Below are 22,701 nucleotides of genomic sequence, written 5' to 3'. Positions count from 1 at the left end.
ACAACCGCCCGTGACCATGCTGCCGCAGGGGGTACCCGGGGTCGACTGATTTTCCGGCCATCTGGATCGGTCTCATCCCTCGCATCCGGCCCGACCCCGCTGGCCGTCAGGCCGCGCCCGCCGAATCCAGGCGGGCTGTCCGGGGCGAAAAGCGGTTTCGGGAACGTCGTGTGGACACTGAGACTTCTGCCATGCGTCATGTGCCTTTCCCCAAGATCCCCGTTGCGTCGAGCGCCGCCGTCGCCGCCAACGGCATCTGGATCGCGACTGAGAAGATCCACGGGGCGCAGCTGGTCATCGCCTACGACGGCCGGGAATTCCGCATCGGCAAGCGCAAGGCATGGCTGCGCGGAGAGGAGGTTTTCTTCGGCTGGCAACTGTTGCGCGGCGAACTGGAGCGAGCGGCCAGGGCGGCATTGACGTTGGGCGGCACGGTCGTGCGCATCTATGGAGAGTTGTACGGCGGCCACTATCCACACGCCGACGTTGAGCCGGTGCCCGGGGTGAGCGCGGTGCAAACCGGGGTTTGGTACAGCCCGGGCCTGCGTTTCGCGCTCTTCGACGTGCTCCGGCACGACCATCCAGACGACGCCGGCCTCTTGCTGCCCTATGCCGACGTGGCAGCGGTGGCGGCGGCCGCCGGACTCGACGTCGTGCCCCTGCTAGGCAAGGGTCCCAGACACGAGCTCGACGCCCTGCCGCTGCGGTTCCCCACTCGGGTGCCACACCTGTACGGCCTGCCGGACATTCCGGGTAACTTCGCGGAAGGGATCGTCATGCGTCCTGACATCCCTGCGACGGCGGAACAGCGCCCGATCATCAAGAAGAAGATCGAAGAGTTCGACGAGCAACGCTTCGACGAGAGCCGCCCCTGGAACCAGCGCGCGCGGCTTGCTCCGGGCGACTTACGCCGACTCGCCCAGAGCATGGTGAACAGACCACGGCTGGACAGCGCGCGGTCCAAAACAGGGACCGGGTCCTTCCGCGAGTTCATGGACGAGGTCGTGCTCGACGTCATGGTCGATCTCACCGACGCCTTTCCCGCCGCTATGGCCGCCCTCGGCGATGGCGAAGAAGACGAACTGCACACGTACCTGCGAGAGGCCGTCCAAGAGTTGCGCCACGAGTAAGAACAGACGCACCGGGCAGCGGCAAGCCCACAGGCGCTTGGTCTCGACGGTGACGAGGCGGGAATCCGGGCCTGTGAATAGGCCTTGCGCTTCAGCTGACCAGCCCGCGGATCGTCTCGTACACATCCAGTACGGCCAGCGCCAGCGGCAGCAGGGCGATCATCAGCACGATGTCGAGGATGTCGGCCAGCCATTCCCAGAACGGGGTGTGGGGCGCGTCGGCGGTCGTCGGCAGGGCGGGCAGTGGCAGTCCGGCCAGCCGGAACGAGACCGACGGCACCACCGTCGTCATGCTCCCTGGACGTAAACGTGATGAATGTGCCGTGCGGGCGCTCGACGTGTCGCCCGCACAGCACCTTTGGTTCTACAGAATGGGAATTTCCTGCTGGGTTGCCGAGTCCACCAAATGGCGCCCTGCAAGTGGCCCCTTGAGGTGGAACTGGTACTTGCGCGCAAAGCCAAAGTTCGTTGATGTACCACCGTCTTCCCACGGGAAGATTGGCTCACAATCGTTGCGAACCTTGATTCCCAGGCCAACCTGCTCCGAGGTTTCTGACACCTCGGTATCGGTGACCTGCACGCAGAACCTTCCATCGGCGCCCGGCCTGCCGGTTAGGATCACAGCGGTTATCGTGCGACCGTCAGGGTCGGCAGTGGCGGACTCGATGGGATACCAATGTGCTTGCCGGGCGCAACCGGCAGTTAGCAGCACGCTGATAGCCGCTAACGCCATTCCCAGGCGATTCGCCATGATCCACTCCGGATTCAATCAGTTGATCTTGCGTTTTTTAATGTCGCCGCCGAACGCCTTGGCCGCCAGCCTGATATCCGTGAAGTACTGGGTGCAGATTCCGGACTCTGCGTCGCTCCCACCGCTGATGATGCCCTTGGCCGTGATGTACCCCTGGGCGGGTCCGCTGCCGATGATGGTGTACACGGGTCCACCTGAGTCGCCGGGCCAGGTACACGTTCCTATCCGGCCACCGGACACCACGGGGACCACCTGCTCGACGACGCCTGGGGCTGGCTCGTAGTCCGCTGTCGTCGTAGGGTCATTGACCACCCATCCGCACTCCTGCCCTGTTCTGTAGCCACCGGTACAGTACTCGTCGTTCTCCCTGGGGCTGCGGCTCCACTTTCCGGCTACCGGAGATTTTTCGCTGTCCGACTTGTTGTCGCTGGTGAAAATGGAAGCCGTCTGCGTGCGCGCGGTGAGCTTGATCCGGGCCAGGTCTCCGTGGAAGCCCCCTTGCGGTGCTGGACGGATAACGGATCCCTTGCCGTCGGTATACGTGGTGCCCGCCTGATCGCCAAGAATGCGGTCGCCTGCGACGAAGCCATAGTCAGTCAGCCTGGCCGCCTGGGTCGCCGGCAGGTTCGTGGGGAGGCAGTGTCCAGCCGTGAGAAAGAAGTTGTCGGTCTTCGTACCCCAGGCGAAGCCGGTGCTGCATGATGCTCCAGTCGGAGTTCTGAAGCGGCTGCCGCCGTTGATGTAGAAGTCGAAACCGAGACTCCATCGAGAATTGTTGACGATTCCATCCTTCAAGCGGCAGTCGAGCTCCTTGCCCTTGCTGTCGTTGGCACACTTGAAAGTGCGGACGTCCGGGTCGGGGTCGTTCGGTCCCGCGATCAGGCGGGTGGGGTGTTCCAGACCTGGGCGCAGCCAGATGGATACCGTTGTCGCTCCGTAGCGCTGCGCGAGACCTAGCCGGAGTGCCGGGGTCACCTCGCTGGCTTGCACCATGACCTGGTTGCGTGCCGCCCAGATGGAGCTTTCGATGAGCTTGTCGGCACCAGGGATCTGGCCGTCCAGGGTGAGGATTTCGCTGGCGATGGTCTTGAGCCGGGCAGAGCTGTTACTCACCATCGGAACGCGGGAGTTCAAGGTAAAGGGTTCGGTAACCCCCGGTACACCGTCGCCGTCTTCATCTGTTTCGTCGGCGCCGTCGTAGCCGCTGTCATAGCTCCACTCCGCGCCGCCGTTGCTCAGGTACGCCGTGCCAACCAGCGGATGGGACGCGGCGTCTCGGCCTTCGGTGGTGACCGCCGGTGTCACCACCTCGCCTGTGACCATGTCGACCAGGGGCGGCGCGAGCGCGTCCGAGGCCGCCTCGATACGTGTGTCGGCGACGTCCAAGGCGTGAGCCTGGGCCTCCGCGATCGGCATGCCGCGACGCCACAGGTCGGGGGCGGTGAACACCTCGACACCGTCAGCTCCCGCCGGGTAGACGATTGTTGGCTCGCCGAAGCTCTCGAACGTGGCCGTCAGCTTCGGCGTCGTATCCGGTCCGCCGTACTCCGCCGAAGCCAGTGAGCGCCAGTTGTCGTCCAGACCCGTCTCGTTGGCGGCGCGGAGTTCGAGGCCGAAGTTCCCGCCGAGAGTCCAGCTCTGCATGATGTCGGTGACAGGCCATTCGAGCTGGTCGGGCCCGCAGTCTGACGTATACGCCTTGGTGACTGTTTGTGCACCTTCATCAGCCGAGGACGGCTTATTCGCCCAGGTGAGATTGCTGGGGTCCCACCTGCTGGTCACCCGGCGCACCTGGATGCCGTCGCCAACTGGATCGCCGCAAGCCGGCGCATCGGTATTGAGCAGGGACAGTTTCGCATCCACTACCTTCTTGCCGATCAGACCCTTGGTGTCGAAACTCAAGTAGACCCTGTTGGGGATGCCAAAGATCGTGCCAGCGGTCAGGATCGGGCGCGTCGGATCAGCTGCGGCACCGTCGTCCGCCACGTCGGCATCGCCATTACTCGTCGTGACGGTGGCCGCGATGGTGAGCGGGTAGATGATCGCCGGGTCCTGGAGCAGGGAGTTGTCAACCCCGACAACCAGCGACCGGCCATCGTCGGCGGTCTTCAGCGTGGGATTGGCTCGTCCCGGCTTGCTTTTGGTGGCGAGGGCTCGTCGGCCGTCCGCCGACCCTGTGAAGAGGCTTGCGCTGAAGGGGCGCGCGACCTGACGGCCGGAGGTGTCGGCGAGTTCAACGCGGCCGTCTTTGCGCGTCTGGAACTTCAGGCCCTTCGCCTTTACCGGGAGATTGATCTCCATCGGCTTGGCGGGCTTCGCGCGAAGAATGATTTCTTGCCGATAACCCATAGGCAGGGCGGTGAGCACCAGATCGGCTCCTGGCCCTGCGGCGTTGGCATACCTTGCCTTATTGCCCACGATGGTAGGGCGCGGCAGAGGGGTGGGCCAGCTAAGGCTCACGGACTGCTTGGTATTCGGGCTGAAGGTGACAAGCGGGTGGTTCGAACCTCCAGCGGAGAATTCCGAAGCCGCCTTCGCGACCTTGGGACTGAGGAGCCCGTTTTGCTCGGTCAGAGTGGTGTCAATCCATGCCCACGCTCCTGCGGACTGTTTGACACGTACAGGTTGGGACCAGGTTTCCATTGTGATGCGTCCATCTGGATGACGTATGGCGCGCATCGTCTCGGTCGCTGCTCCGAGTAATTCCACAGGCCAGGTAAAACGTCGACCGTCTCATAGGAAAATTGGAGTGCCACGAGGGCGAGCGAGGGGCCTGTTTGAGCCCGTTGAGCCGTCGAACACCCCGGCCCGGTGATCGGAGTCGAGGCAGGAATCCCTGCCTTCGGATAAGGCCTGGGCCTCAGCTGACCAGCCCGCGGATCGTCTCGTACACATCCAGTACGGCCAGCGCCAGCGGCAGCAGGGCGATCATCAGCACGATGTCGAGGATGTCGGCCAGCCGCCCCCAGAACGGAGTGGGCCGCGACGCCGAGAGCCAGAGCGCCACCCCGGCCACCAGCAGCGCGAGCACCACCAGCCCAGGCACCACCCCGAACAGCATCACCTCACGCGACGACCCCACCGCCACGGCCAGGATCGGCAGGCCCGAACCGAGCAGGGCCGAGGTCAGCAGCCACATCCGCTGGGCCCGGCCTTCGAAGACGCGGGCGCGTAGCAGCAGCGCGGCCGAGAGCGAGAGGCTCATCGCGAGCGCCGGCCAGGTGCCCGCCACCGCCAGGAGGATCTGGGCGCCGAGCGTGAGGAGAGACACCCCGCCGAGCAGGCCCGTGCAGAAGGCGTCCGCGACGACCGTCCGGTCGATCACCATCCGGCCGTCCAGGTCGCCGCCCTCGCGGCGCAGCTCGTCGGCGGTCGTCGGCAGGGCGGGCAACGGCAGTCCGGCCAGCCGGAACGAGACCGACGGCACCACCGTCGTCATACCCACGGCCAGTGTGGCCAGCAGCGCGGCCACCCCGGCCGCCGGTACGGCGAGGACCATGACCGCCAGCGCGCCGAGCAGGCCGCAGAACGCGGCGAACGCCACCCCGAGGAACGTCGGCAGCCCCTGGGCGACCGCGAACCCGATGGCCGTGGCCAGCATCAACGTGACCCCGAACGCCGCCAGCAGGTGCGGCGCGCCCAGCCCGGTCAGCCCGGTCGGGGAATCGGGTCCGAGCAGCCCGGCGACGAACCCGTACGGCAGGGCCGCGTACCCGATCGCCGCTCCCGCGCCCGCGTCGCCCAGGGCCCGCGACAGCGCCGTCGAGGCCAGCACCAGCACCAGCGCGATCCCCGCCGCGACCATGGCGGCGGGCGTCCACGGCGGGCCGGTCAGCAGCAGGGCGGCGGCGCCCGCGCCCAGCGCCACCGCGGCGGTCCGCAGCCCGTACGACCTGGTGACGGCGGGCTGCCACCGGCTGGTGCGTTCGAGTACGCCGGTCGCGACGGCGTCGGCCACGTCGTCGAAGACGGTCTCGGGCAGCTCGTGCCCCCGTGGCCGCAGGTGCAGCAGCTCCCCGTCGTGCACGGCCAGGTCCGACAGCGTCACGTTCACGTCGAACGGCTGGCCGCCCACGCGCTGCAGCACCCAGCCGCCGTGGGCCAGCCCGGCCTCCGCCAGCCCTTCGCCCGCGATGCGCAGCAGCGTCGGCAACATGCTCGCCAGCGGCATGTCCGAGGGCAGGCCGAGATCGAGAGACCCCCGAGGGGTGACGATCGTGACCCGGCACAGGTCGGTTCCGGTGGCGCTCACTTGGAGGAGTGTATGGACTGGCTTGCCGCCGCGCCGCCGTAAATATGTCGAGAAAATTTGAAATGTCGCTGAATACGTGGTCTGGCGGGCTTTTATGAGGGTTGTTTGGTGGCCGGTTCGGTGAGGTGTGGTGAGCGGCAACACATGGGTGGTGCGTCGGCCCGACCGGCGCAGGCCGCCGGAGCAGCCGAGCGGTGAGGTACTTCTGGAGCCGCCACCCGAGATCCCCGAGACGGTCACGGGCGGTGGCCTGACTCAGATCCTGACGTACCTGCCGATGATCGCCGGGGCGGGCGCGATGGCGCTCATGTTCACCGGCGGCGGCACGGGCAACCCGATCATGATGGTCTCCAGCGGCCTGTTCGCCGTCTCGATGGTGGGCATGACGATGGGCCAGATGCTCAGGAACACCGGCGAGCGCAAGAACCGCATCAACGGCCAGCGCCGCGACTACTACCGCTACCTGGAGCAGGTGCGCAAGCGCGTACGCAAGGCCGCCGAGCAGCAGCGCAAGGCCATGACCTGGAACCATCCCGACCCCGTCACGCTGTGGTCGCTGGTCATGACCTCGCGGCTGTGGGAGCGGCGCCCCCGCGACGACGACTTCGGCCAACTGCGGATCGCCACCTCCGCGCAGCGCCTCGCGCTGCCGCTCATCCCGCCCGAGAGCCGGCCGATCGAGGACCTCGACCCGATGTCCGCCGGGGCGCTGCGCCGCTTCGTCCGTACCCACGCCACGGTCCCCGGCCTCCCGGTCGCGCTGGCGCTGCACTCCTTCGCCCGGATCACGCTCGCGGGCGAGCCCGAGGCCGTCCGCGGCCTGGTCCGCGCCGCGCTGGCCCAGGCGGTGGCCCTGCACTCGCCCGAGGACCTGCGGGTCTCGGTGTGCACCGGGCCCGAGCACGCGGCCGAGTGGGAATGGGTCAAGTGGCTGCCGCACGCCTTCCATCCCGAGGAGGAGGACGGGGCGGGCCCGGTCCGGCTGGTCACCAGGGACCTCGGGGAGCTCGACGACCTGCTCGGGTTCGAGCTGAAGGATCGGCCGAGGTTCAGCAGGGGCCTGTCGCAGGACGTACTGCCGTACCACGTGGTGATCCTGGATGGCGGCCGGGTGCCCGCGGGCAGTCAGCTCGGCACCGATGCCATCGAGGGCGTGACCGTGATCGACCTCAGCGGGTCGGCGGGACAGGCGCCCGCGCAGCTCTCGCTGAATCTCGACGTCACGGCCGACGAGGTGGTCCGGGTCGTCGAGGACGACATGGGCAAGCAGGTCAGGACCGCGCTCGGCCGGCCCGACGTGCTGGGCCTGCCCGCGTTCGCCGCGCTGGCCAGGCAGCTCGCCCCCATGCGGGCCGGCGCGGCCGGCGGGGCCGAGGAGGCGGGCGACGCGTTCGCCACCAACACCACACTCACCGACCTGCTCCGCATCGGCGACGCCCGCCGGATCTCGGCCGCCGTCACCTGGCAGGCCCGGCCGGTCAGGAACCGGCTGCGGGTGCCGCTCGGCCTGGGCGCCGACGGCCGGCCCGTCGAGCTGGACATCAAGGAGGCCGCGCAGGGCGGCATGGGCCCACACGGGCTCGTTGTCGGCGCCACCGGCTCCGGCAAGAGCGAGCTGCTGCGTACGCTGGTGCTCGCACTGGCGATCACCCACTCCTCCGAGGTGCTGAACTTCGTTCTGGTCGACTTCAAGGGCGGCGCCACCTTCCTGGGCCTGGACACGCTGCCGCACGTCTCGGCCGTCATCACCAACCTGGAGGACGAGCTCCCGCTGGTCGACCGCATGCACGACGCGCTCCACGGCGAGCTGGTACGCCGCCAGGAACTGCTGCGCTCGGCCGGCAACTACGCCTCGGTACGCGACTACGAGCAGGCCCGCGAGCAGGGCGCCCGGCTGAGCCCGCTGCCGACGCTGTTCATCGTGCTGGACGAGTTCAGCGAGCTGCTGTCGGCCAAGCCGGAGTTCATCGAGCTGTTCGTGATGATCGGGCGGCTCGGCCGCTCGCTCGGTGTGCACCTGCTGCTGGCCTCCCAGCGGCTGGAGTCGGGGCGGCTGCGCGGGCTGGACACGCACCTGTCGTACCGGATCGGGCTGCGGACGTTCTCGGCGGCCGAGAGCCGGGCGGTGCTGGGCGTCGCCGACGCGTACTCGCTGCCGCCCGAGCCGGGCAACGCCTACCTGATGTTCGAGACGACCGGGATGACCAGGTTCAAGGCCGCCTACGTGTCCGGCCCCTACCAGGTGGCGCAGCGGGAGAACCGCGCGGTCGCCGCCCGTCCCGGCCACCAGGGCAAGATCGTCTGGTACGGCACCGAGCGAGTGCCGCTACCGCCGCCGCCCGCGGTGGAGCCTGAGCCCGTCGCCGAGGACCGGGAGCAGCAGGACAGCCTGCTCAATATCGTGGTCGACCGCCTGAACGGGCAGGGACCTGCCGCCCACCGGATCTGGCTGCCCCCGCTCAAGGAGCCGGCCCCGCTCGACCGGCTGCTGCCGCCGCTCCAGGCGACCGCGTCGCACGGGCTCACCGCCGCCGGCACCGGCCAGAACCGCCCCGGCCGGCTGCACGCCGTGGTGGGCATCGTGGACAGCCCGTTCGACCAGCGGCGCGACCCGTACTGGCTGGACCTGTCGGGCGCGGCGGGCAACGCCGCGATCATCGGATCGCCGCAGACGGGCAAGAGCACCCTGCTGCGTACGCTGATCGCCGCGCTCGCGATCACCCACACGCCCAAGGAGGCGCAGTTCTACTGCCTCGACTTCGGCGGCGGCACGCTGTCGGCGCTGGCCGGACTGCCGCACGTCGGCGGCGTGGCGACCAGGCTGGACACCAACCGGGTCCGGCGTACGGTGGCGGAGATGACGGCCCTGCTGGCGCGCAGGGAACGGCTGTTCGTGGAGCGGGGCATCGACTCGATCGCCACCTACCGCCGGCTCGTGGCAGCGGGGGAGTACGAGGGCGACGGCTGGGGCGACGTCTTCCTCGTCGTGGACGGCTGGGCCACGATGCGCCAGGAGTTCGAGTCGCTGGAGGCGCCGCTGAGCGAGCTGGTCTCCCGGGGGCTCGGCTTCGGCATCCACGTCGTCGGCACGGCCAACAAGTGGTCGGAGTTCCGGTCCAACGTACGCGACATGTTCTCCACCAGGCTGGAGCTCAGGCTGGGCGACTCCTTCGAGTCGGAGATCGACCGGAAGGCCGCCGCCAACGTACCCGAGGGCGCACCGGGCCGCGGCCTGACCCGCGAGGCGCTGCACTTCCTCGCCGCGCTGCCCCGCGTGGACGGCAAGGCCACCGTGGACGACCTGGCCGAAGGGGTCGCCGCGCTGGTGGCGGACGCGGCGAACGCCTGGCACGAGCCACCGGCGCCACCCGTACGGCTGCTGCCCGACCTGTTCCCCGTGCACACGCTGCCCGGACCGGACGAGAGCGGCCCGCGCATCCCGATCGGCATCGACGAGGCCGCCCTGGCGCCCGTGTCGCTCGACTTCGACGCCGACGCGCACTTCGTCGTCTTCGGCGACACCGAAAGCGGCAAGACCAACCTGCTGCGCGTCATCGCCGAGGGCATCGTCGACAGGTTCACGCCGCTGGAGGCGCGGATCGTCATCATCGACTACCGGCGCTCACTGCTCGACACGGCCGACAACGAGCACCGGATCGGGTACGCCGCCTCCAGCACCGCCGCGGCCACCGTGCTCAAGGGCATCCACGAGGTCATGCAGACCCGGCTGCCGCCGCCCGACCTCACCTCTGAGCAGCTGCGGACCAGAAGCTGGTGGACCGGCCAGGACCTGTACGTGATCGTGGACGACTACGACCTGGTGGCCACGTCCGCCAATCCGCTGGCCGTACTCGGGGACCTGCTGCCGCAGGCCCGCGACATCGGGCTGCACCTGATCCTGGGGCGGGCCATGGGTGGGGCGGGGCGCAGCCTGCTCGACCCGGTCGTGCGGCGGTTGAAGGAGATGAACACCCCGGCTGTGCTGCTGTCGGGGCCTCGCGACGAGGGGGCGCTGTTCGGCAATGTGCGGCCGCAGCAGCTTCCGCCTGGGCGGGGGTTCTATGTGGACCGGCGCTCGGGGGCGCGGCTCATCCAGACGGCGTATCTGACGCCCCCGGAAGCGGGCTAGAAGATCGTGGCTGCTCAGTGGCTGATGACGACCTTGCCGAAGTGGGCACCGCCGGCCAGGTAGGACGCGGCGTCGAGCGCCTCTTCGAAGGGGAAGACGCGGTCGATCACCGGCCGCAGCTTGTGCGCCGTGATGACCCTGTTCATGTCCTCCAGGTCGCTCCTGCTGCCGCCGCCGATCGCGCGCAGCGTCGCCCCGCTGTAGGTGAAGTCCAGGAGGTTCATGCCCGTCGTGTCGTACGCGACGTGGCCGACCAGCGAGATGACGCCGCGGTAGGCAACGGCCGCGACCGACTGCGCGATCGTCCCGGCGCCACCGACCTCCACGACCACATCGGCGCCCCGGTCGTCGGTGAGCTCGCGCATCTGCCGGCCCCAGTCCGGCGTGGAGACGTAGTTGATCACATCGCTCGCGCCGAGTTCGAGCAGTCACACGGCCTTCTTCTCGCTGGAGGTCGTGGCGATCACGCGGGCTCCCGCGGCGCGGGCCAGCTGCAGGGCGAACAGCGAGACACCGCCCGATCCCTGGATGAGCACCGTGTCCCCGGGACCGGCCCCCGCTCCTGTGCCCTGGCCGCGGCCATGAGTGGCTCCGGCAGCCCGCTGAAGGCGCTGAAGTAGTCCTCCATAGCCCGCAGCCACTGCCGCAACGCCACGGAGGCATCGCCGAGTTGCGCGATGTCCGCCTGGCGGGCCACCAGTTCCTCCGAGCGCGTCTGCAGCACGGCCGCCAGCAGCGCCTCCCGGGTGGGGAAGTGCCGGTACAGCGTGCCGGGCCCGACGCCGGCCTCCTTGGCCACCGCCTCCAAAGAGGTGCCGACCCCATAGTCAAGAAAGTGACGCTGCGCTGCAGGCAGCATCCGGTCAAATTGGGGCGGCGCACCCGGCATACCGGCGCCGAGACAAGCCTGAGGAGAGCGCCGTCCCGGCATGGCGGAGCGCGACTCACCCAGGATCGGGGGCCACGGTGCGGAGTGGTCCCGGTGTGTCGCCTCATGGAACACGCTGGAAACCGATCGGTTTTCATTTCGTCGGAATCGAGTTAACCTCGCAGTATGACCACCGAAGTGAGGCTAAGTCCCCGAGAGCGGCTGCTGGAGGCGGCGGCCACGCTCACCTACCGAAACGGTGTCGGCATCGGCATCGAGGCGCTGTGCAAGGCGGCGGGGGTGTCGAAGCGCTCCATGTACCAGTTGTTCGAGAGCAAGGACGAACTGCTGGCAGCGAGCCTGGAGGAGCGCTCATCTGCCTTCGTGGCGACGCTGCTGCCCGCGGCGGGTGATGGCCGTTCGCCCCGTGAGCGGATCCTGCACGTCTTCGAGCAGGTGGAGTTGCAGGCGGGTGCGCCCGAGTTCCGGGGGTGTCAGTACCTGGCGGTGCAGATTGAGCTCAAGGATCAGAGTCACCCTGCGAGCCGGGTGGCGCACCGGGTCAAGGGGAACCTGATGGCCTTTTTCCGTGCCGAGGCCGAGCAGGGTGGGGCGAGCGATCCGGATCTGCTGGCCCGGCAGCTCAGTGTGGTCTTCGACGGCGCCAGTGCTCGTGCGGGGATCGGCGCCGACAACCTGGCAGGGCTCATCGCGCCCACCGTGGTCACCCTGCTCGATGCGGCAGGCGTGCGCTGACGCGTCGCCTGTTTCCTGCCTGAGCTTGCGCGCGGAAACCGATCGGTTTACAGTAAGGGAAACCGATCGGTTTTCTTGCTGAGCTAGGGAGTCCAGAATGACGACAAATCGGCCGGTGGCACTCGTGACGGGTGCGTCATCCGGCATCGGAAAAGCGGCTGCCCGCGCGCTGGTCGAAGCGGGTTTCCACGTGGTCGGCACAAGCCGCGACACCTCACGCGTCGCCTCGCTCGACGGTGTGACCTTCCTCGACCTCGACGTGGCCAGCGACAAATCGGCCACCGTCGCGGTCCAGCAGGTGATCGAGCGGTTCGGGCGGATTGACGTCCTGGTCAACAACGCCGGCATGGGCGCCATCGGTGCCGTTGAGGAAAGCTCCGTCGCGCAGGTCCAGGACCTGTTCAACGTCAACGTCTTCGGCGTGATGCGCATGACCAAGGCTGTCCTGCCCCATATGCGCGCTCAAGGACGCGGGCGCATCATCAACCTCTCCTCCGTGGTCGGCTTCCTCCCCTCGCCTTACATGGCCGCCTACGCCGCCTCCAAGCACGCGATCGAGGGCTACTCCGAGTCCCTGGACCACGAGGTCCGCGAGTACGGCGTCCGGGCGCTTCTGGTCGAACCCGCCTACACCAGCACCGGATTCGAGGCCAACAGCCCGCGGCCCGACACGCCCCTGCAGGTCTACGCGGACCAGCGGCGCGCCTTCGACCGCATGATGGAGACAGCGATCAAGGACGGCGACGACCCCGCCATCGTCGCCAAGGTGATCCTCGAGGCAGCGACCGACCCGAAGCCGAAGCTGCGCTACACCGCCGGTTCCCTGGCTGGACGCGCCAGCACACTGCGCCGCATCGCTCCTGCCCGAGTCTTCGACAAGCAGATCCGCAAGCTCAACCAGCTGGCCGGCTGACGCCTGCCCGCCAGAAGCTCCTGCAGGCAGGCAGGCAGGCAGGCAGACAGGCAGCCGGCCCGGCTAGCCGACCGTTGCCCGGGCCCCCGGCGGTCGGACCGGGAAGCCGCTAAGAAGCTGTGTGGAGGCGCGCGAGGACGGCTATCTCTACCGCAAGATGATTCCCGGCTTGGTGGCAGCCGGCCGACGTGTCCTGGTTCCCGACCTGATCGGATTCGGCCGCTCCGACAAGCCGGTCGACCGGGCCGCGTACACCTACGAGTCTCACGTCGCCTGGACCGGTGCCTGGCTGGACCACCTCGGCCTCACGGACATCACCCTGTTCGGCCAGGACTGGGGCGGGTTCATCTTCCTCGTGCACGCCGGGCTCACGCCCGACCGGTTCGCGGCCGTGGTCGCCGCCAACACCGGCCTGGCCGCCCCGGAGGTCATGGCAGCGTTCACCCCCGAGCGGTTCGCGCCCGCAGCCAGTGCATTCCTGCACTGGCGTGAGCAGTCCGAGTCGCCCCACCTGACCGCCTCGTGGGCCGTCGGTAGCCCCGACAGTGCCCTCAACCAGACCGCCCACGTCCTCGCCGAGGAGGAGGCGGCTGCCTACGACGCCCCCTTCCCGTCCGAGCGGCACTTTGCCGGAGCACGGCAGTTCCCGTGGCTCGTACCGCTCGACGGCACAGACCCGCCCGCCTCGATGCTGAGCCGCGCCTGGGCCGGGCTGGAAGCCTTCGACAAGCCGTTCCTCACCGCCTTCGCCGACCACGAAGACATCACGCTCGCATTCGAGCAGGTCTTCCAGGCCCGCGTCCCCGGTGCGCAGGGGCGCGACCATGTGACGGTCCGCGACGCCGGTCACTTCCTGCAGGAGCAGCAGCCAGACCTGCTGGTCGATGCCATCCTCAGCCTCGGCTGACAGGCCGATCCGCGCGGTGGCTCACCACACCTGCCCATGGCCGGGCCGCGTCCCCGGTCTGGCGGTCGTCGATTCGCCCTTCCTCGCCCGACTGACTTCCTTGGCTCAGTTATGAGACTCACCTGCCGATGGTTTGGCTCAGTGGAGTCGCATGCAGAAACCGATCGGTGTACACTTTTTGGAAACCGAACGGTTTCCGGGCTGGCCCATGACAAGCATTAAAGACACAGTCGCCGTCGCGACAGGGGGCAGTTGTGATATTCGGAAGGCGGTGATGGAGGCCCTCTATGAGGGTGGAGCCGCCAAGCTCTGTGCGCCCGCCCGCGACCCGCGAGCCATCGGCGCAGTATTGGTCGGTGCCGTTGATCGCCAAGCTGATGCAGAGATCCGTCTCGAACACGCCGCGCTCATCGCGTACTGATCGTGTGCGTACTTAACCTCTGGAGTCAAAAGCCATGTCTTCTCACACCACCTCTACCATCTTCATCATCGGCGGCACAGGGGCTCAAGGGATGCCCATCGTCCGCGCTCTTGTCGCCGACAAGAAGTACTCCGTTCGAGTCCTCACCCGCGATTCCACCTCCCCCCGAGCCCAGGCCCTCCTGGCGCTCGGCAACGTCTCCTTCCTTGACGGGTCATTCGCCGACGAAGACGTGCTGCGGGAAGGATTTCGCGGCTGTGACGGGGCATTCATCAACATCGACGGGTTCAACACCGGTGAGAAAACCGAGACCTACTGGGCCATCCGCAGTTACGAGATAGCGATTGAAGAAGGAATCAAGTTCTTCGTCTACGGAAACCTCGACTACGTCCTTAAGAAGTCCGGCTACGACTCCAGGTTCCGCACCGGCCACTATGATGGCAAAGGCCGCATGGCTGAATGGGTGCTGTTTCAAAACGAAAAGAACAGGGACAGGATGGGAGCGGCGGTCTTCACGTCAGGTCCCTACATGGACATGGTGATCTCACCGCTCACGCCCATGACACCCTCCGTCGAGGACGGTGTCGTCACATGGCGAGTCCCTCTCGGCAGGGGAGCCGTTCCCCACGTGGATCTCGAAGATTGCGGATTCTACGTTCGCTGGCTCTTCGACCATCCAGAGCGGGCGAATGGCATGGACCTCGAAGTCGCCGTCGAACATATGACCTATGCCGATATGGCTGCGGCATTCGAGAAGGTCACCGGGCATCCAGCACAGTACATCGACACTGATCTGGACACATATTGGAGCGGACCGCTGAAGGCGGTTGCCGATCTCCCTGCCGGATACAACGCCGATCCCAACGACAAGGCCACCATGAGCTTCAGGGACAATTTCACGGGCTTCTGGAATGTATGGAAGCACGGAATCGTCACCAGGGATTATGCGCTGCTCGACGAAATTCATCCCAACAGGATCCGAAGTGCTGAGGAGTGGTTCAGGCGAGAAGACCAGGTGGGACAAGACCTCGGCAAGGGAAGTCTCTGGGAGAGGGTCCAACCGGAGAACTGGCGCAGCGACTCTCCTGTCCTTAAGAGCAGTGCGGATTTGAGGACGGGCAAGTTGTAAACGGTAAGCGGCAATACGAACCCGATCTCGCCCGAACTCGTCGCACGGCCCGCCTTCGGCTTCCGCAATGCGGGCAGCCAACGCGTTCGGCTCGGCCTTCGCCACCCCCCGCGACCCGCCGCCTTGCGGGACCGGCACCTGCTCCATGTCCTGAGCCTGCGGTTGCACCTGCACGACGCCTCGTCGGGCAAATGCGTTAACCCACTGGACAAGCGCCACGACGCCGCGCCCGCTCAGTCGCCCCGGCCGCCAGGTCGGCGCGGATGCGGATGAGCGCGGCCGTGATATCGCGAGGACAGCACAGGTAGACCACGACCCATCGTGCATCCGGCACCGAGTTGGCCACGGCTTTGACCGCCTTCGGCCGGCCGACATGCCGCGCCGGCACGAATCTCGCGCGCAGCTGGCCTCGTTGCCAGAGCTTGTTGCTCGCGCGTGCTGTGGTAACTGCGACGCCCTCGGCTTCACCCGAATGGAGTCCCACCGGGTCCGCCGGAATTATGAATGATCGGTTGCCGCGGTGCGCGTCCTCGCTCATGCACTTGGTGAGCGCCTCCTTGCTCGGCTGACCTCCTTGGTTCAGTTTTGAAACGCGCGTGGTGATGGTTTGGCGCAGCCGGTTTGCCATGGGGAAACCGATCGGTTTACAGTGGATGAAACCGATCGGTTTCTCGAGTGGAGGCAGTCGTGACAGCAATCAAGGGCACCAGCGTCTTCGTCACCGGAGGCGGCCGCGGTATCGGCAAGGCACTGGTCGAGGAGCTCTACGCCTGGAGTTGCAGCCGCGCGGCATCGCGGTGACCGGTCTGCACGTGGCCTACGTGGACACCGCTATGGCGGCGGGCGTCGACGCGCCCAAGGCCGACCCTCGCGACGTCCCTGTGGCCGCGCTCGACGGCATCGAGACGGGAGCGCATGAGGTGCTGGCCGACGACATCACCCTCTGGGTCAAGTCGCAGCTGTCGGCTGACTTGGCAGCCCTGTACGCGCAGCTGAAGAAGTAGTACGCGCTCACCGATTTCAAGGAGGTCCTTGTGGAAAGTTCGCTCACCCACCGCTTCGTCGACGTGAACGGTGTCAGGCTGCACATCGCCGAGCAGGGGCAGGGGCCGCTGGTCCTGCTGCTGCACGGCTGGCCGGAGAGCTGGTACTCCTGGCGTCACCAGTTCGGGGCGCTGGCGGCGGCCGGATACCGGGTCGTCGCCCCCGACCAGCGCGGCTATGCCCGCAGTGAGCAGCCGCCGGACGTCTGCTCCTACACCCTGCTCCACCTCGTCGGCGACGTGATCGCCCTGATCGAGGAACTCGGCGAGGAGCAGGCGGTCGTCGTGGGTCACGACTGGGGCGCACCCGTCGCCTGGACCGCCGCGATGCTGCGCTCCGACAAGGTCCGCGCGGTGGCCGGGCTCAGTATTCCGCCGATCCTGCCCGGCGGGATGGTCCCGCCCTCGATCACCCGCACCCAGTACGGCGAGGGCTTCTACCAGATCTACTTCCAGCAGCCGAGAGTCGCCGATGCGGAGTTCGCCAAGGACATCCCGGACTCTTTCCGCCGCCTCCTGGTCGGCGCCTCAGGCGACAACCCGCTCGGCAGGGAGCCCCGCCCGCTGGTCGTACCCGAGGGTCTGGGCCTGCTGGACACCATGCCGGAGTCGCCCACTCTGCCGGCCTGGCTGACGGAAGAGGACATCCAGGCGTACGCCGAGGACTTCGCCCTGCACGGCGAGCAGGCCTTCACCGGAGCCTTCAACTGGTACCGGAACATCGAACGCAACAACGAACTGCTCGCGCCTTTCCACGGGCGTGGGATCGACGTTCCCGCGCTGTACGTGGTGGGAGACCGCGACATGGTCACCTCACTGCGCGGCCCGGACGGGAGCAGCTCGCTGAGCGATCTTCTGCGTGGCCAGGGCGGGCCGGGCAACCCGCTCAGCGCCCTCGCGCCCCAACTGCACGGCCCGGTGGTGCTGCCGGGATGTGGCCACTGGACGCAGCAGGAGCGTCCCGCGGAGGTCAACGCCGCACTCCTTGACTTCCTCGCCCGCATCGACGGCTCGCCGCCCCGATGACACCGCTGAACTGCTGACCCAACCCAACCCGACAAAGGACACACCGATGCCAGAACGCAATCCCATCCTGATCACCGGTGCCGCCGGTCATATCGGTGGTGTGAGCCGAACGATGGTCGAGATGCTGCTTGACCAAGGGCACCCGGTGCGCGCGTTCGTTCGACAGGACGACGAACGCGCGCACGCGCTGCGCCAGGCCGGGGCCGAGATCTTCGTCGGAGACCTGCTCAACATCGCCGACGTGACCGCCGCGCTGAAAGGCTGCCGACGCATCTACTTCAGCATGAGCCTGTCGCCGTACTACACCGACGCCGTCACCTTGATGGCCGCGGCGGCGCGGGCCCAGGGCGACATCGAGGTCTTCGTCAACATTTCCGAGTTCGAGCAGTCGTTCATGACGTTCGACAAAATGACCGCACCGGAGGAAGAGCGGCGGGCCTGGCTCGGCGGACTCGTCGCGGACTGGTCGCCGCAGCAACGGGCCCACTGGATCGCCGAGCGGGTGCTGGAGTGGTCCGGCCTGCCGACTGTCAACATCCGGGGGGCCATGTTCGTCGAGAACCCCCTGATGACCTGGCTGGCGCTGGAGCCGCTGAGCAAGGGCGAACTGCGCCTGCCCTTCGGCCACCACCGGCTCGCGCCCGTCGCGGGTTACGACGTGGCGGAGGTATGCGCGAAGATCTTGGCCGACCCGGCACCGCACATCTCCAAGTCCTACGAGCTCAACGGTCCGGAACTGAAGGACATGCATGGGTTCGCAGAGGACTTCGCGGCCGTGCTGGGACGCCCGGTCACCTACATTCCCGAAGATATCGAAGCCTGGAACGAGACCTACGTGGACACCGCCCTGGCCGGGTATCCGCACACCGCGGAGCACATGAAGACCTTGACCCGGCTGATCGGCGGTGGAGGATACCGCGGCGTCACCGACCAGTTGGAGACCCTGCTCGGGCGCCCGCCGAAGACTGTGCGGTGGGCGCTGGAGATCCATCCGCGCATCCGGGAAATGGCGACTGCCTGAGCCGCTGAGCGCCCCGGAGAAGATTGGCAGGGACGGACGGTCCGGTCAGGACGTGAGCCGGCCGCTCGGCACGATCATGTACTGCCGTAGGTACAGGTCGCGGAAGCTCACCGGGCCGCGTGGGCCGGGCACCCGGTCGATGTTGATTCCGGTCTCTGGCAGCCGCAGCAGTTTGAAGCCGTCGAGGAGCCGCGTGGTGGAGTTCCAGAAGACGCCGGAGCCGGTGTAGGCGTCGATGAACTGCGCGGCGGCGGCCGGGTCCTCGGTCGCGATGGCGGCGGCCAGTCCGGATGTCTCTTCGTTGGCGATTCGAGCCGCGTGCAGAGGGCCGTCGACGGCGTCGACTGTCACGGTGGCCGCACGGTTGGAGTCGAGCGACCACTCATACCCACGCGGGTGGGTGTGCGGAGGCAGCGAGGCGGTCACGCCCAGGCGGTCCAGGGCCTCAAGAATGCCGGGTAGCCGCTCGTCGTACACGCATTGGTCGATGAGCAGCAGATTGAGCCGGTTGCACACGCCCAGCCGGTCCAGGCTGTCGGTGATCAGCTGGTGCACGACCTTGTCGTCGGCGGCCGGATGCACGTACAGGACCCCGCCGCCGTCGGCGTGGGCGAGGGTACGGACGCCGTGGCGGGCCGCGTGGCGGCCGAGGTCGCGGGTGCTGTCGCCGCTGCCGCGCAGGATGACCAGTGGAATGAGCTGGGGCAGGGACACCAGCGCGTACGCCGCCGAGCGGTCTTCGCTGGGTATCAGCTGGATGGCGTCCGGATCGAGGCCGGCCTCGCCGAGGGCCGGTGCGATCACCTGGTCCACGAGGGCCCGGGACGAGCGCAGCGCGGCCGAACCAGTGCGCAACACGCCTGCGTTGCGTGACTTGAGGAACTGGGAGGCGATGTCGACGGTGACGTTCGGACGTGCCTCGAAGTTCGCGCCGATGACGCCGACCGGCCGGCGACGTTCCAGCAGGGTAAGGCCATCCGCGCGCTCTTCGAGGACCTGGTCGCGAGGCTCGTGCGCCACATCCGCCAGCGTGCGCAGTTCGGCGGCCATGCTCTCCAACCGTGGGCCGGTCAACCGCAGCCGGTCCTGCAGGGCCGACGACATCCCAGCGGAGACGGCTGCCGCGAGGTCTTCTTCGTTGGCGGTCGTGAGGATGTCCCGCGCCGCCCGCAACCGTTCCGCCATGGCACGCAGCGCGGTGTCGATGGCCGCTTCCGTCGCCTTGTGGAGGGACGCGCAGCTCTGCTTGGCCCGGATCGCGCAGGCACGCACCTCATCTTCGACAGAGCGGATCTGACGGTGCTCGTTGCTGGTCAAGGGCGTCCTTCCGTCGACCGAGCGCATGGCAAGATATAAGGGGATTGTAGCATCGTTCAACAATCCCCATGAAAATGGTCTCATTCGCTGTGCAGCCAGCCGCTCCAGCTCTCCTGAGGAATCCAGCCTCCTGCCACCTCACGGGCCACGGTCTTTAGTGATCTTCTAGGAACCGTCCACGCGTCGGTGGATGCGGGCCAGCTCGGCCATCGCGTTCTCCATGACCCTGTCGTACGTCTCCTGCGCGTTCTGCAGGCGCAGCGCGGCCGGGTTGCCCTCCTCGGTGAGGTCCGGCGGGGCCGCGCCCCACCGTTCGGCCATGAGCGCGTTCGACTTCTCCTGCAGGTCGGCCAGCGATGCGCCGATCAGCTCCAGGATCGTGGTGGCGAGCCTGTCCGAGCCCCAGCGGAGCGCGCGCGGGTTGATGTCCAGCGCGGTGACGCCCTGGGTGGAGCACTCCACCGTCACCAGCTTCTCCGCGTCCTGGGCGAACCCCTGTACGGCCAGGACCTGCTCGTACAGCTCCGCGAACCCGTCCAAGGGGCGCTGGGTGTCGGCGATCATGCGATCGATGGCCGCTTCGTCGAAAGCCGGCATCACACTTCCTTCGTCGGGTTCGGCTGGTTGCCCTGCGTCGGGTTCGGCTGGTTGCCCTGCGTCGGGTTCGGGAGGTTGCGCTGCGTCGGGTTCGGCTGGTTGCCTCGAGGGAGGGCCGTCTCGCTGAGGTCGTCGGCCGCGGCCGAATTGGCGAGCATCCCGCCGCCTATCGCCGTCGCGCCGCCGAGGAGCAGCTTCTTGACGGGCGACACCTTGGTGAACCGGCCGGCGATCTTGCCGGCCAGGCTCTCCGAGCCCCTGAGGAACGTCTGCAGCTTCAAGGCGCCCTGCCCGGCCTGCTGGTCGGCCCGGCGGCCGAACATCGTCGCCGCCACCTCCGCGGCGGGCCGGACATACGGGTTGATCCGCCCGAGCTGGTAGATCGTCCCCGCCAGGAGGATGGCGGCGCCCACGTCGAACATCAGGTTCCCGGCGAAGTCGAGAACGTCGGCCGAGGTGCGCATGGAGTCCGCCGTGGCCTGCGGCAGGTCCGCCTTGTCGGCGACCTCGTCGCTGTGCGTGTCGACCGTCTGCTGGAACAGCTCGGCGCTCGTCGCCATCCAGTGCACGTCCTTGACGGACTCCTGGACCAGCTGGGGGTGCTCGCGTAGTCCCGCCGACAGCTCCTCCCACTGTTGCGCGGCTCGTCGCAGCTCGGGGGTGTCGGCGGCGGTGAGGGCGATGATCAGTCCGGCGTACTTCGCTCGGCCGCCGCCGAGCAGCGCCGAGCCCAGCTGGGCCATGCCCGCGCCGGCGATGACGGACTGCGGTTGTGTCGGCATGTGTCCTCGCTCTCAGACGACCGTGACGCGGGTGGCCGCGCCGTCGCCCTGGACGGCGGTGTTGGCCGTGTCGAACGCCTTCGACTCCATCTCGGCCAGTTCGTGCCTGGTCGCCGACACGTACTGATGGGCAGCCAGCTTGACCTGGTCGAGCGCGTCCGCCAGCGACGAGCCGAAGAAGCCGAACAGGCCGTACGCGCCGGAGTGCACGTTGAGCCCCGCGACGACGCGGGTCATGTCGTTGAGGCGCTGCATGGGTTTGCCGGCGATGTTGCGCCCGACCTCACGGACGGAGTCGGCGTTCATCTCCATGCGCCTGAGGTCGCTGTCGGATGTCATGGGTCAGTCCACCACCGGTTGGCCGGGATCGTACGCGGGACGGAACAGGCCCGGCTCATCAAGGGGCGGCGGGGCCGTCCGGTGCGCGACCGGTGCACCCTCGTACCCGGCCGGGCCGCCGCCCATCGGCATGAACGGCATGCCACCGGTACCGGCGGCCGCCCCTGTGGGGCCGCCGGACGATGTGGGTTGCGTGGCGGGCCACGTTCCGTCCACGACCGGCACGACGCCGGGGCGTACGGACGGGCCGGTCTCGCGCGGGAGGCCACCGAGCGGGCTGCGGGCCTGGTCGGCGATGGGGCTTTCGTGGCTCTGGTCAAGGACGGAGCGCATGGGGCTGGACCGGTACGGGTCGCCGGTCCGCGCGCTGTCGGTCCGCTCCGAGTCGGTCCGCGGGTTGTCGGTTCGCGTGGGGTCGGTCCGGGCGGCGTCGGTTCGGGTGCCGGTCAGGGAGCGTGTCGGCTCGGTCGTGGTCGGCTGGGTCCCGGTCGTCGGCGGATACCCGGTGAGCTGGGCCACGGAGGGCGTTCCGCCCGTTGACGTGATCAGCCCGGGGACCTGGCCCGGCGTCGTCCCGAGGGTCGGGGGAGTGGCGGTTCCAGGGACCGCCGAGGCGAGCGGCGCCCCCAGAGCGGTCTGCGGCGTAGCGGGCGACCCCGGCGCGATCGGTGACGCCGCCGGATCCACACTGGCCAGCCGGGCGGCCGGGCGCGTGGACTCCAAGTTGATACCGCCACCGGTCGGCGTGCTGTCGCGCACGACCGGCGTAGGCAGGTACGGCGCGCTGGAGGCCAGGTCGGCGTCCCACGGCAGCCGCTCGGGCAGGATCCCGTGCGCGTCCCTCAACCGTCCGTTCAGATCCGCGAGGAAACGCCGGGCTTCGGCGTCGGGGTCGTTGCTCAGTTCCCGGGAGATGTACGACCCGGTGTCCACCGTGGCGTACTGCTCCTGGGTGGCCGACTCGAACTGCTCCTTCGCCGTGGCCAGCTCACGACTGGCCTGCTGGACGGATGACGGGATGTCGCCGATCTGGCTCCGCAGCGTGCCGAGATACGACTGCACCCGCGCCATCCGCCCGAGCATGGCCCGCGCCGACTCGCCGCCCCAGTTTCCATCGGCGACGAGACGTGAGGCGTATTGGGACAACTCCTTGATCGTCTGGTCAAGGAGCGTGCCGGCCGATTGGTAGGCGTCCGCGACACCGCCGAACTCCTCCGGCCGCGTGCTCATGATCAACCGCCGGATCGAGTCGCGCCCGCCATAGCTCTCGGGCGCGTCGGCCGGCAGCGCGCCCTCCTTGATCGGCTTCGGTTCTCCCAC

At 68.0% G+C, this 22,701-nt stretch carries 22 protein-coding genes; 10 read left to right on the top strand and 12 right to left on the bottom strand.

Features of this window, described 5'->3' with window-relative positions; translation table 11 throughout:
• The first annotated feature begins 170 nt into the window (after positions 1 to 170).
• Positions 171 to 1,130 (top strand): RNA ligase family protein, encoded by a 960-nt coding sequence (locus tag AB0L53_RS23185; RefSeq protein ID WP_363997209.1) that lies wholly within the window; start codon positions 171 to 173, stop codon positions 1,128 to 1,130.
• A gap of 91 nt (positions 1,131 to 1,221) precedes the next feature.
• Here the strand turns inward: AB0L53_RS23185 and AB0L53_RS23180 are convergent, their stop codons facing one another.
• The 4 genes from AB0L53_RS23180 to eccD all read right to left on the bottom strand — a co-directional run bounded on the left by AB0L53_RS23180 (position 1,222) and on the right by eccD (position 6,133).
• A complete protein-coding gene (locus tag AB0L53_RS23180; protein WP_363997206.1) occupies positions 1,222 to 1,422 on the bottom strand; it encodes a hypothetical protein in 201 nt (66 codons plus the stop codon).
• 72 nt (positions 1,423 to 1,494) lie between these two features.
• Positions 1,495 to 1,881, bottom strand: a complete 387-nt coding sequence (locus AB0L53_RS23175; RefSeq protein ID WP_363997203.1) for a hypothetical protein — start codon at positions 1,879 to 1,881, stop codon at positions 1,495 to 1,497.
• A gap of 18 nt (positions 1,882 to 1,899) precedes the next feature.
• Positions 1,900 to 4,248 carry a DNRLRE domain-containing protein gene (locus AB0L53_RS23170; RefSeq protein WP_363997200.1) on the bottom strand — a complete coding sequence of 783 codons (2,349 nt, stop codon included), beginning with the start codon at positions 4,246 to 4,248 and terminating at the stop codon, positions 1,900 to 1,902.
• 493 nt (positions 4,249 to 4,741) lie between these two features.
• Positions 4,742 to 6,133 carry a type VII secretion integral membrane protein EccD gene (gene eccD / locus AB0L53_RS23165; protein ID WP_363997198.1) on the bottom strand — a complete coding sequence of 464 codons (1,392 nt, stop codon included), beginning with the start codon at positions 6,131 to 6,133 and terminating at the stop codon, positions 4,742 to 4,744.
• Positions 6,134 to 6,263: 130 nt separating this feature from the next.
• Between eccD and eccCa the strand changes: the two genes are divergently transcribed.
• Positions 6,264 to 10,262 carry a type VII secretion protein EccCa gene (eccCa, locus tag AB0L53_RS23160; protein ID WP_363997195.1) on the top strand — a complete coding sequence of 1,333 codons (3,999 nt, stop codon included), beginning with the start codon at positions 6,264 to 6,266 and terminating at the stop codon, positions 10,260 to 10,262.
• Between the two features lie 14 nt (positions 10,263 to 10,276).
• On the opposite strand, the gene AB0L53_RS23155 is transcribed toward eccCa, so the two are convergent.
• Together AB0L53_RS23155 and AB0L53_RS23150 are read right to left on the bottom strand one after the other, a co-directional pair.
• Entirely contained in the window at positions 10,277 to 10,690 is a 414-nt protein-coding gene (locus AB0L53_RS23155; RefSeq protein WP_363997745.1) for a zinc-binding dehydrogenase, read from the bottom strand.
• A gap of 35 nt (positions 10,691 to 10,725) precedes the next feature.
• Positions 10,726 to 11,121 carry a TetR/AcrR family transcriptional regulator gene (locus tag AB0L53_RS23150; RefSeq protein ID WP_363997192.1) on the bottom strand — a complete coding sequence of 132 codons (396 nt, stop codon included), beginning with the start codon at positions 11,119 to 11,121 and terminating at the stop codon, positions 10,726 to 10,728.
• A 195-nt stretch (positions 11,122 to 11,316) separates the two neighbouring features.
• Here AB0L53_RS23150 and AB0L53_RS23145 point away from each other — a divergent pair, with 195 nt between their 5' ends.
• From AB0L53_RS23145 to AB0L53_RS23125, 5 genes are all read left to right on the top strand, one after another.
• Entirely contained in the window at positions 11,317 to 11,886 is a 570-nt protein-coding gene (locus AB0L53_RS23145) for a TetR/AcrR family transcriptional regulator (RefSeq protein WP_363997189.1), read from the top strand.
• 97 nt (positions 11,887 to 11,983) lie between these two features.
• Positions 11,984 to 12,799, top strand: coding sequence for an oxidoreductase (locus AB0L53_RS23140; RefSeq protein WP_363997186.1), 816 nt, complete (start codon positions 11,984 to 11,986; stop codon positions 12,797 to 12,799).
• A gap of 121 nt (positions 12,800 to 12,920) precedes the next feature.
• Positions 12,921 to 13,706, top strand: a complete 786-nt coding sequence (locus AB0L53_RS23135) for an alpha/beta fold hydrolase (RefSeq protein ID WP_363997183.1) — start codon at positions 12,921 to 12,923, stop codon at positions 13,704 to 13,706.
• A gap of 151 nt (positions 13,707 to 13,857) precedes the next feature.
• Positions 13,858 to 14,127: a hypothetical protein gene (locus tag AB0L53_RS23130; RefSeq protein ID WP_363997180.1), complete on the top strand. Its 270-nt coding sequence runs from the start codon at positions 13,858 to 13,860 to the stop codon at positions 14,125 to 14,127.
• Positions 14,128 to 14,161: 34 nt separating this feature from the next.
• On the top strand, positions 14,162 to 15,256 hold the full coding sequence (locus AB0L53_RS23125; protein ID WP_363997177.1) for an NmrA family NAD(P)-binding protein: 1,095 nt from the start codon (positions 14,162 to 14,164) through the stop codon (positions 15,254 to 15,256).
• Positions 15,257 to 15,452: 196 nt separating this feature from the next.
• On the opposite strand, the gene AB0L53_RS23120 is transcribed toward AB0L53_RS23125, so the two are convergent.
• Entirely contained in the window at positions 15,453 to 15,884 is a 432-nt protein-coding gene (locus AB0L53_RS23120) for a hypothetical protein (RefSeq protein WP_363997174.1), read from the bottom strand.
• A 148-nt stretch (positions 15,885 to 16,032) separates the two neighbouring features.
• Between AB0L53_RS23120 and AB0L53_RS23115 the strand changes: the two genes are divergently transcribed.
• Genes AB0L53_RS23115 through AB0L53_RS23105 form a run of 3 tightly spaced genes read left to right on the top strand, consistent with a single transcriptional unit; the run spans position 16,033 to position 18,346 of the window.
• Positions 16,033 to 16,260, top strand: coding sequence for a hypothetical protein (locus AB0L53_RS23115; RefSeq protein WP_363997171.1), 228 nt, complete (start codon positions 16,033 to 16,035; stop codon positions 16,258 to 16,260).
• A gap of 30 nt (positions 16,261 to 16,290) precedes the next feature.
• Positions 16,291 to 17,325 carry an alpha/beta hydrolase gene (locus AB0L53_RS23110; RefSeq protein ID WP_363997168.1) on the top strand — a complete coding sequence of 345 codons (1,035 nt, stop codon included), beginning with the start codon at positions 16,291 to 16,293 and terminating at the stop codon, positions 17,323 to 17,325.
• Positions 17,285 to 18,346: an NmrA family NAD(P)-binding protein gene (locus AB0L53_RS23105; protein ID WP_363997165.1), complete on the top strand. Its 1,062-nt coding sequence runs from the start codon at positions 17,285 to 17,287 to the stop codon at positions 18,344 to 18,346. The genes AB0L53_RS23110 and AB0L53_RS23105 overlap by 41 nt, the downstream gene beginning before the upstream one ends.
• A 45-nt stretch (positions 18,347 to 18,391) precedes the next feature.
• On the opposite strand, the gene AB0L53_RS23100 is transcribed toward AB0L53_RS23105, so the two are convergent.
• The 5 genes from AB0L53_RS23100 to AB0L53_RS23080 form a co-directional block, all read right to left on the bottom strand.
• Positions 18,392 to 19,663: an aldehyde dehydrogenase family protein gene (locus AB0L53_RS23100; RefSeq protein WP_363997162.1), complete on the bottom strand. Its 1,272-nt coding sequence runs from the start codon at positions 19,661 to 19,663 to the stop codon at positions 18,392 to 18,394.
• A 165-nt stretch (positions 19,664 to 19,828) separates the two neighbouring features.
• On the bottom strand, positions 19,829 to 20,260 hold the full coding sequence (locus tag AB0L53_RS23095; RefSeq protein ID WP_363997159.1) for a hypothetical protein: 432 nt from the start codon (positions 20,258 to 20,260) through the stop codon (positions 19,829 to 19,831).
• On the bottom strand, positions 20,260 to 21,042 hold the full coding sequence (locus tag AB0L53_RS23090) for a hypothetical protein (protein WP_363997156.1): 783 nt from the start codon (positions 21,040 to 21,042) through the stop codon (positions 20,260 to 20,262). The genes AB0L53_RS23095 and AB0L53_RS23090 overlap by 1 nt, the downstream gene beginning before the upstream one ends.
• A gap of 12 nt (positions 21,043 to 21,054) precedes the next feature.
• Entirely contained in the window at positions 21,055 to 21,381 is a 327-nt protein-coding gene (locus AB0L53_RS23085; protein ID WP_363997153.1) for a hypothetical protein, read from the bottom strand.
• Positions 21,382 to 21,384: 3 nt separating this feature from the next.
• A complete protein-coding gene (locus AB0L53_RS23080; protein ID WP_363997150.1) occupies positions 21,385 to 22,701 on the bottom strand; it encodes a hypothetical protein in 1,317 nt (438 codons plus the stop codon).

Origin of the sequence: Nonomuraea sp. NPDC052129, from assembly GCF_040680095.1 — a bacterium.
Lineage (GTDB): Bacteria > Actinomycetota > Actinomycetes > Streptosporangiales > Streptosporangiaceae > Nonomuraea.
Note: the sequence above shows the minus strand (reverse complement) of the source record. Positions and strands in the feature narration are given on the sequence as shown.

Bases quoted from the DNA above. Each gene is read 5' to 3' on its own strand.
- AB0L53_RS23140 (WP_363997186.1), top strand. From the start codon at position 11,984: ATGACGACAAATCGGCCGGTGGCACTCGTGACGGGTGCGTCATCCGGC.
- AB0L53_RS23085 (WP_363997153.1), bottom strand. From the start codon at position 21,381: ATGACATCCGACAGCGACCTCAGGCGCATGGAGATGAACGCCGACTCC.
- AB0L53_RS23090 (WP_363997156.1), bottom strand. From the start codon at position 21,042: ATGCCGACACAACCGCAGTCCGTCATCGCCGGCGCGGGCATGGCCCAG.
- AB0L53_RS23180 (WP_363997206.1), bottom strand. From the start codon at position 1,422: ATGACGACGGTGGTGCCGTCGGTCTCGTTCCGGCTGGCCGGACTGCCA.
- AB0L53_RS23130 (WP_363997180.1), top strand. From the start codon at position 13,858: ATGCAGAAACCGATCGGTGTACACTTTTTGGAAACCGAACGGTTTCCG.
- AB0L53_RS23120 (WP_363997174.1), bottom strand. From the start codon at position 15,884: ATGGCAAACCGGCTGCGCCAAACCATCACCACGCGCGTTTCAAAACTG.
- AB0L53_RS23175 (WP_363997203.1), bottom strand. From the start codon at position 1,881: ATGGCGAATCGCCTGGGAATGGCGTTAGCGGCTATCAGCGTGCTGCTA.
- AB0L53_RS23125 (WP_363997177.1), top strand. From the start codon at position 14,162: ATGTCTTCTCACACCACCTCTACCATCTTCATCATCGGCGGCACAGGG.
- AB0L53_RS23095 (WP_363997159.1), bottom strand. From the start codon at position 20,260: ATGCCGGCTTTCGACGAAGCGGCCATCGATCGCATGATCGCCGACACC.
- AB0L53_RS23145 (WP_363997189.1), top strand. From the start codon at position 11,317: ATGACCACCGAAGTGAGGCTAAGTCCCCGAGAGCGGCTGCTGGAGGCG.
- AB0L53_RS23150 (WP_363997192.1), bottom strand. From the start codon at position 11,121: ATGCTGCCTGCAGCGCAGCGTCACTTTCTTGACTATGGGGTCGGCACC.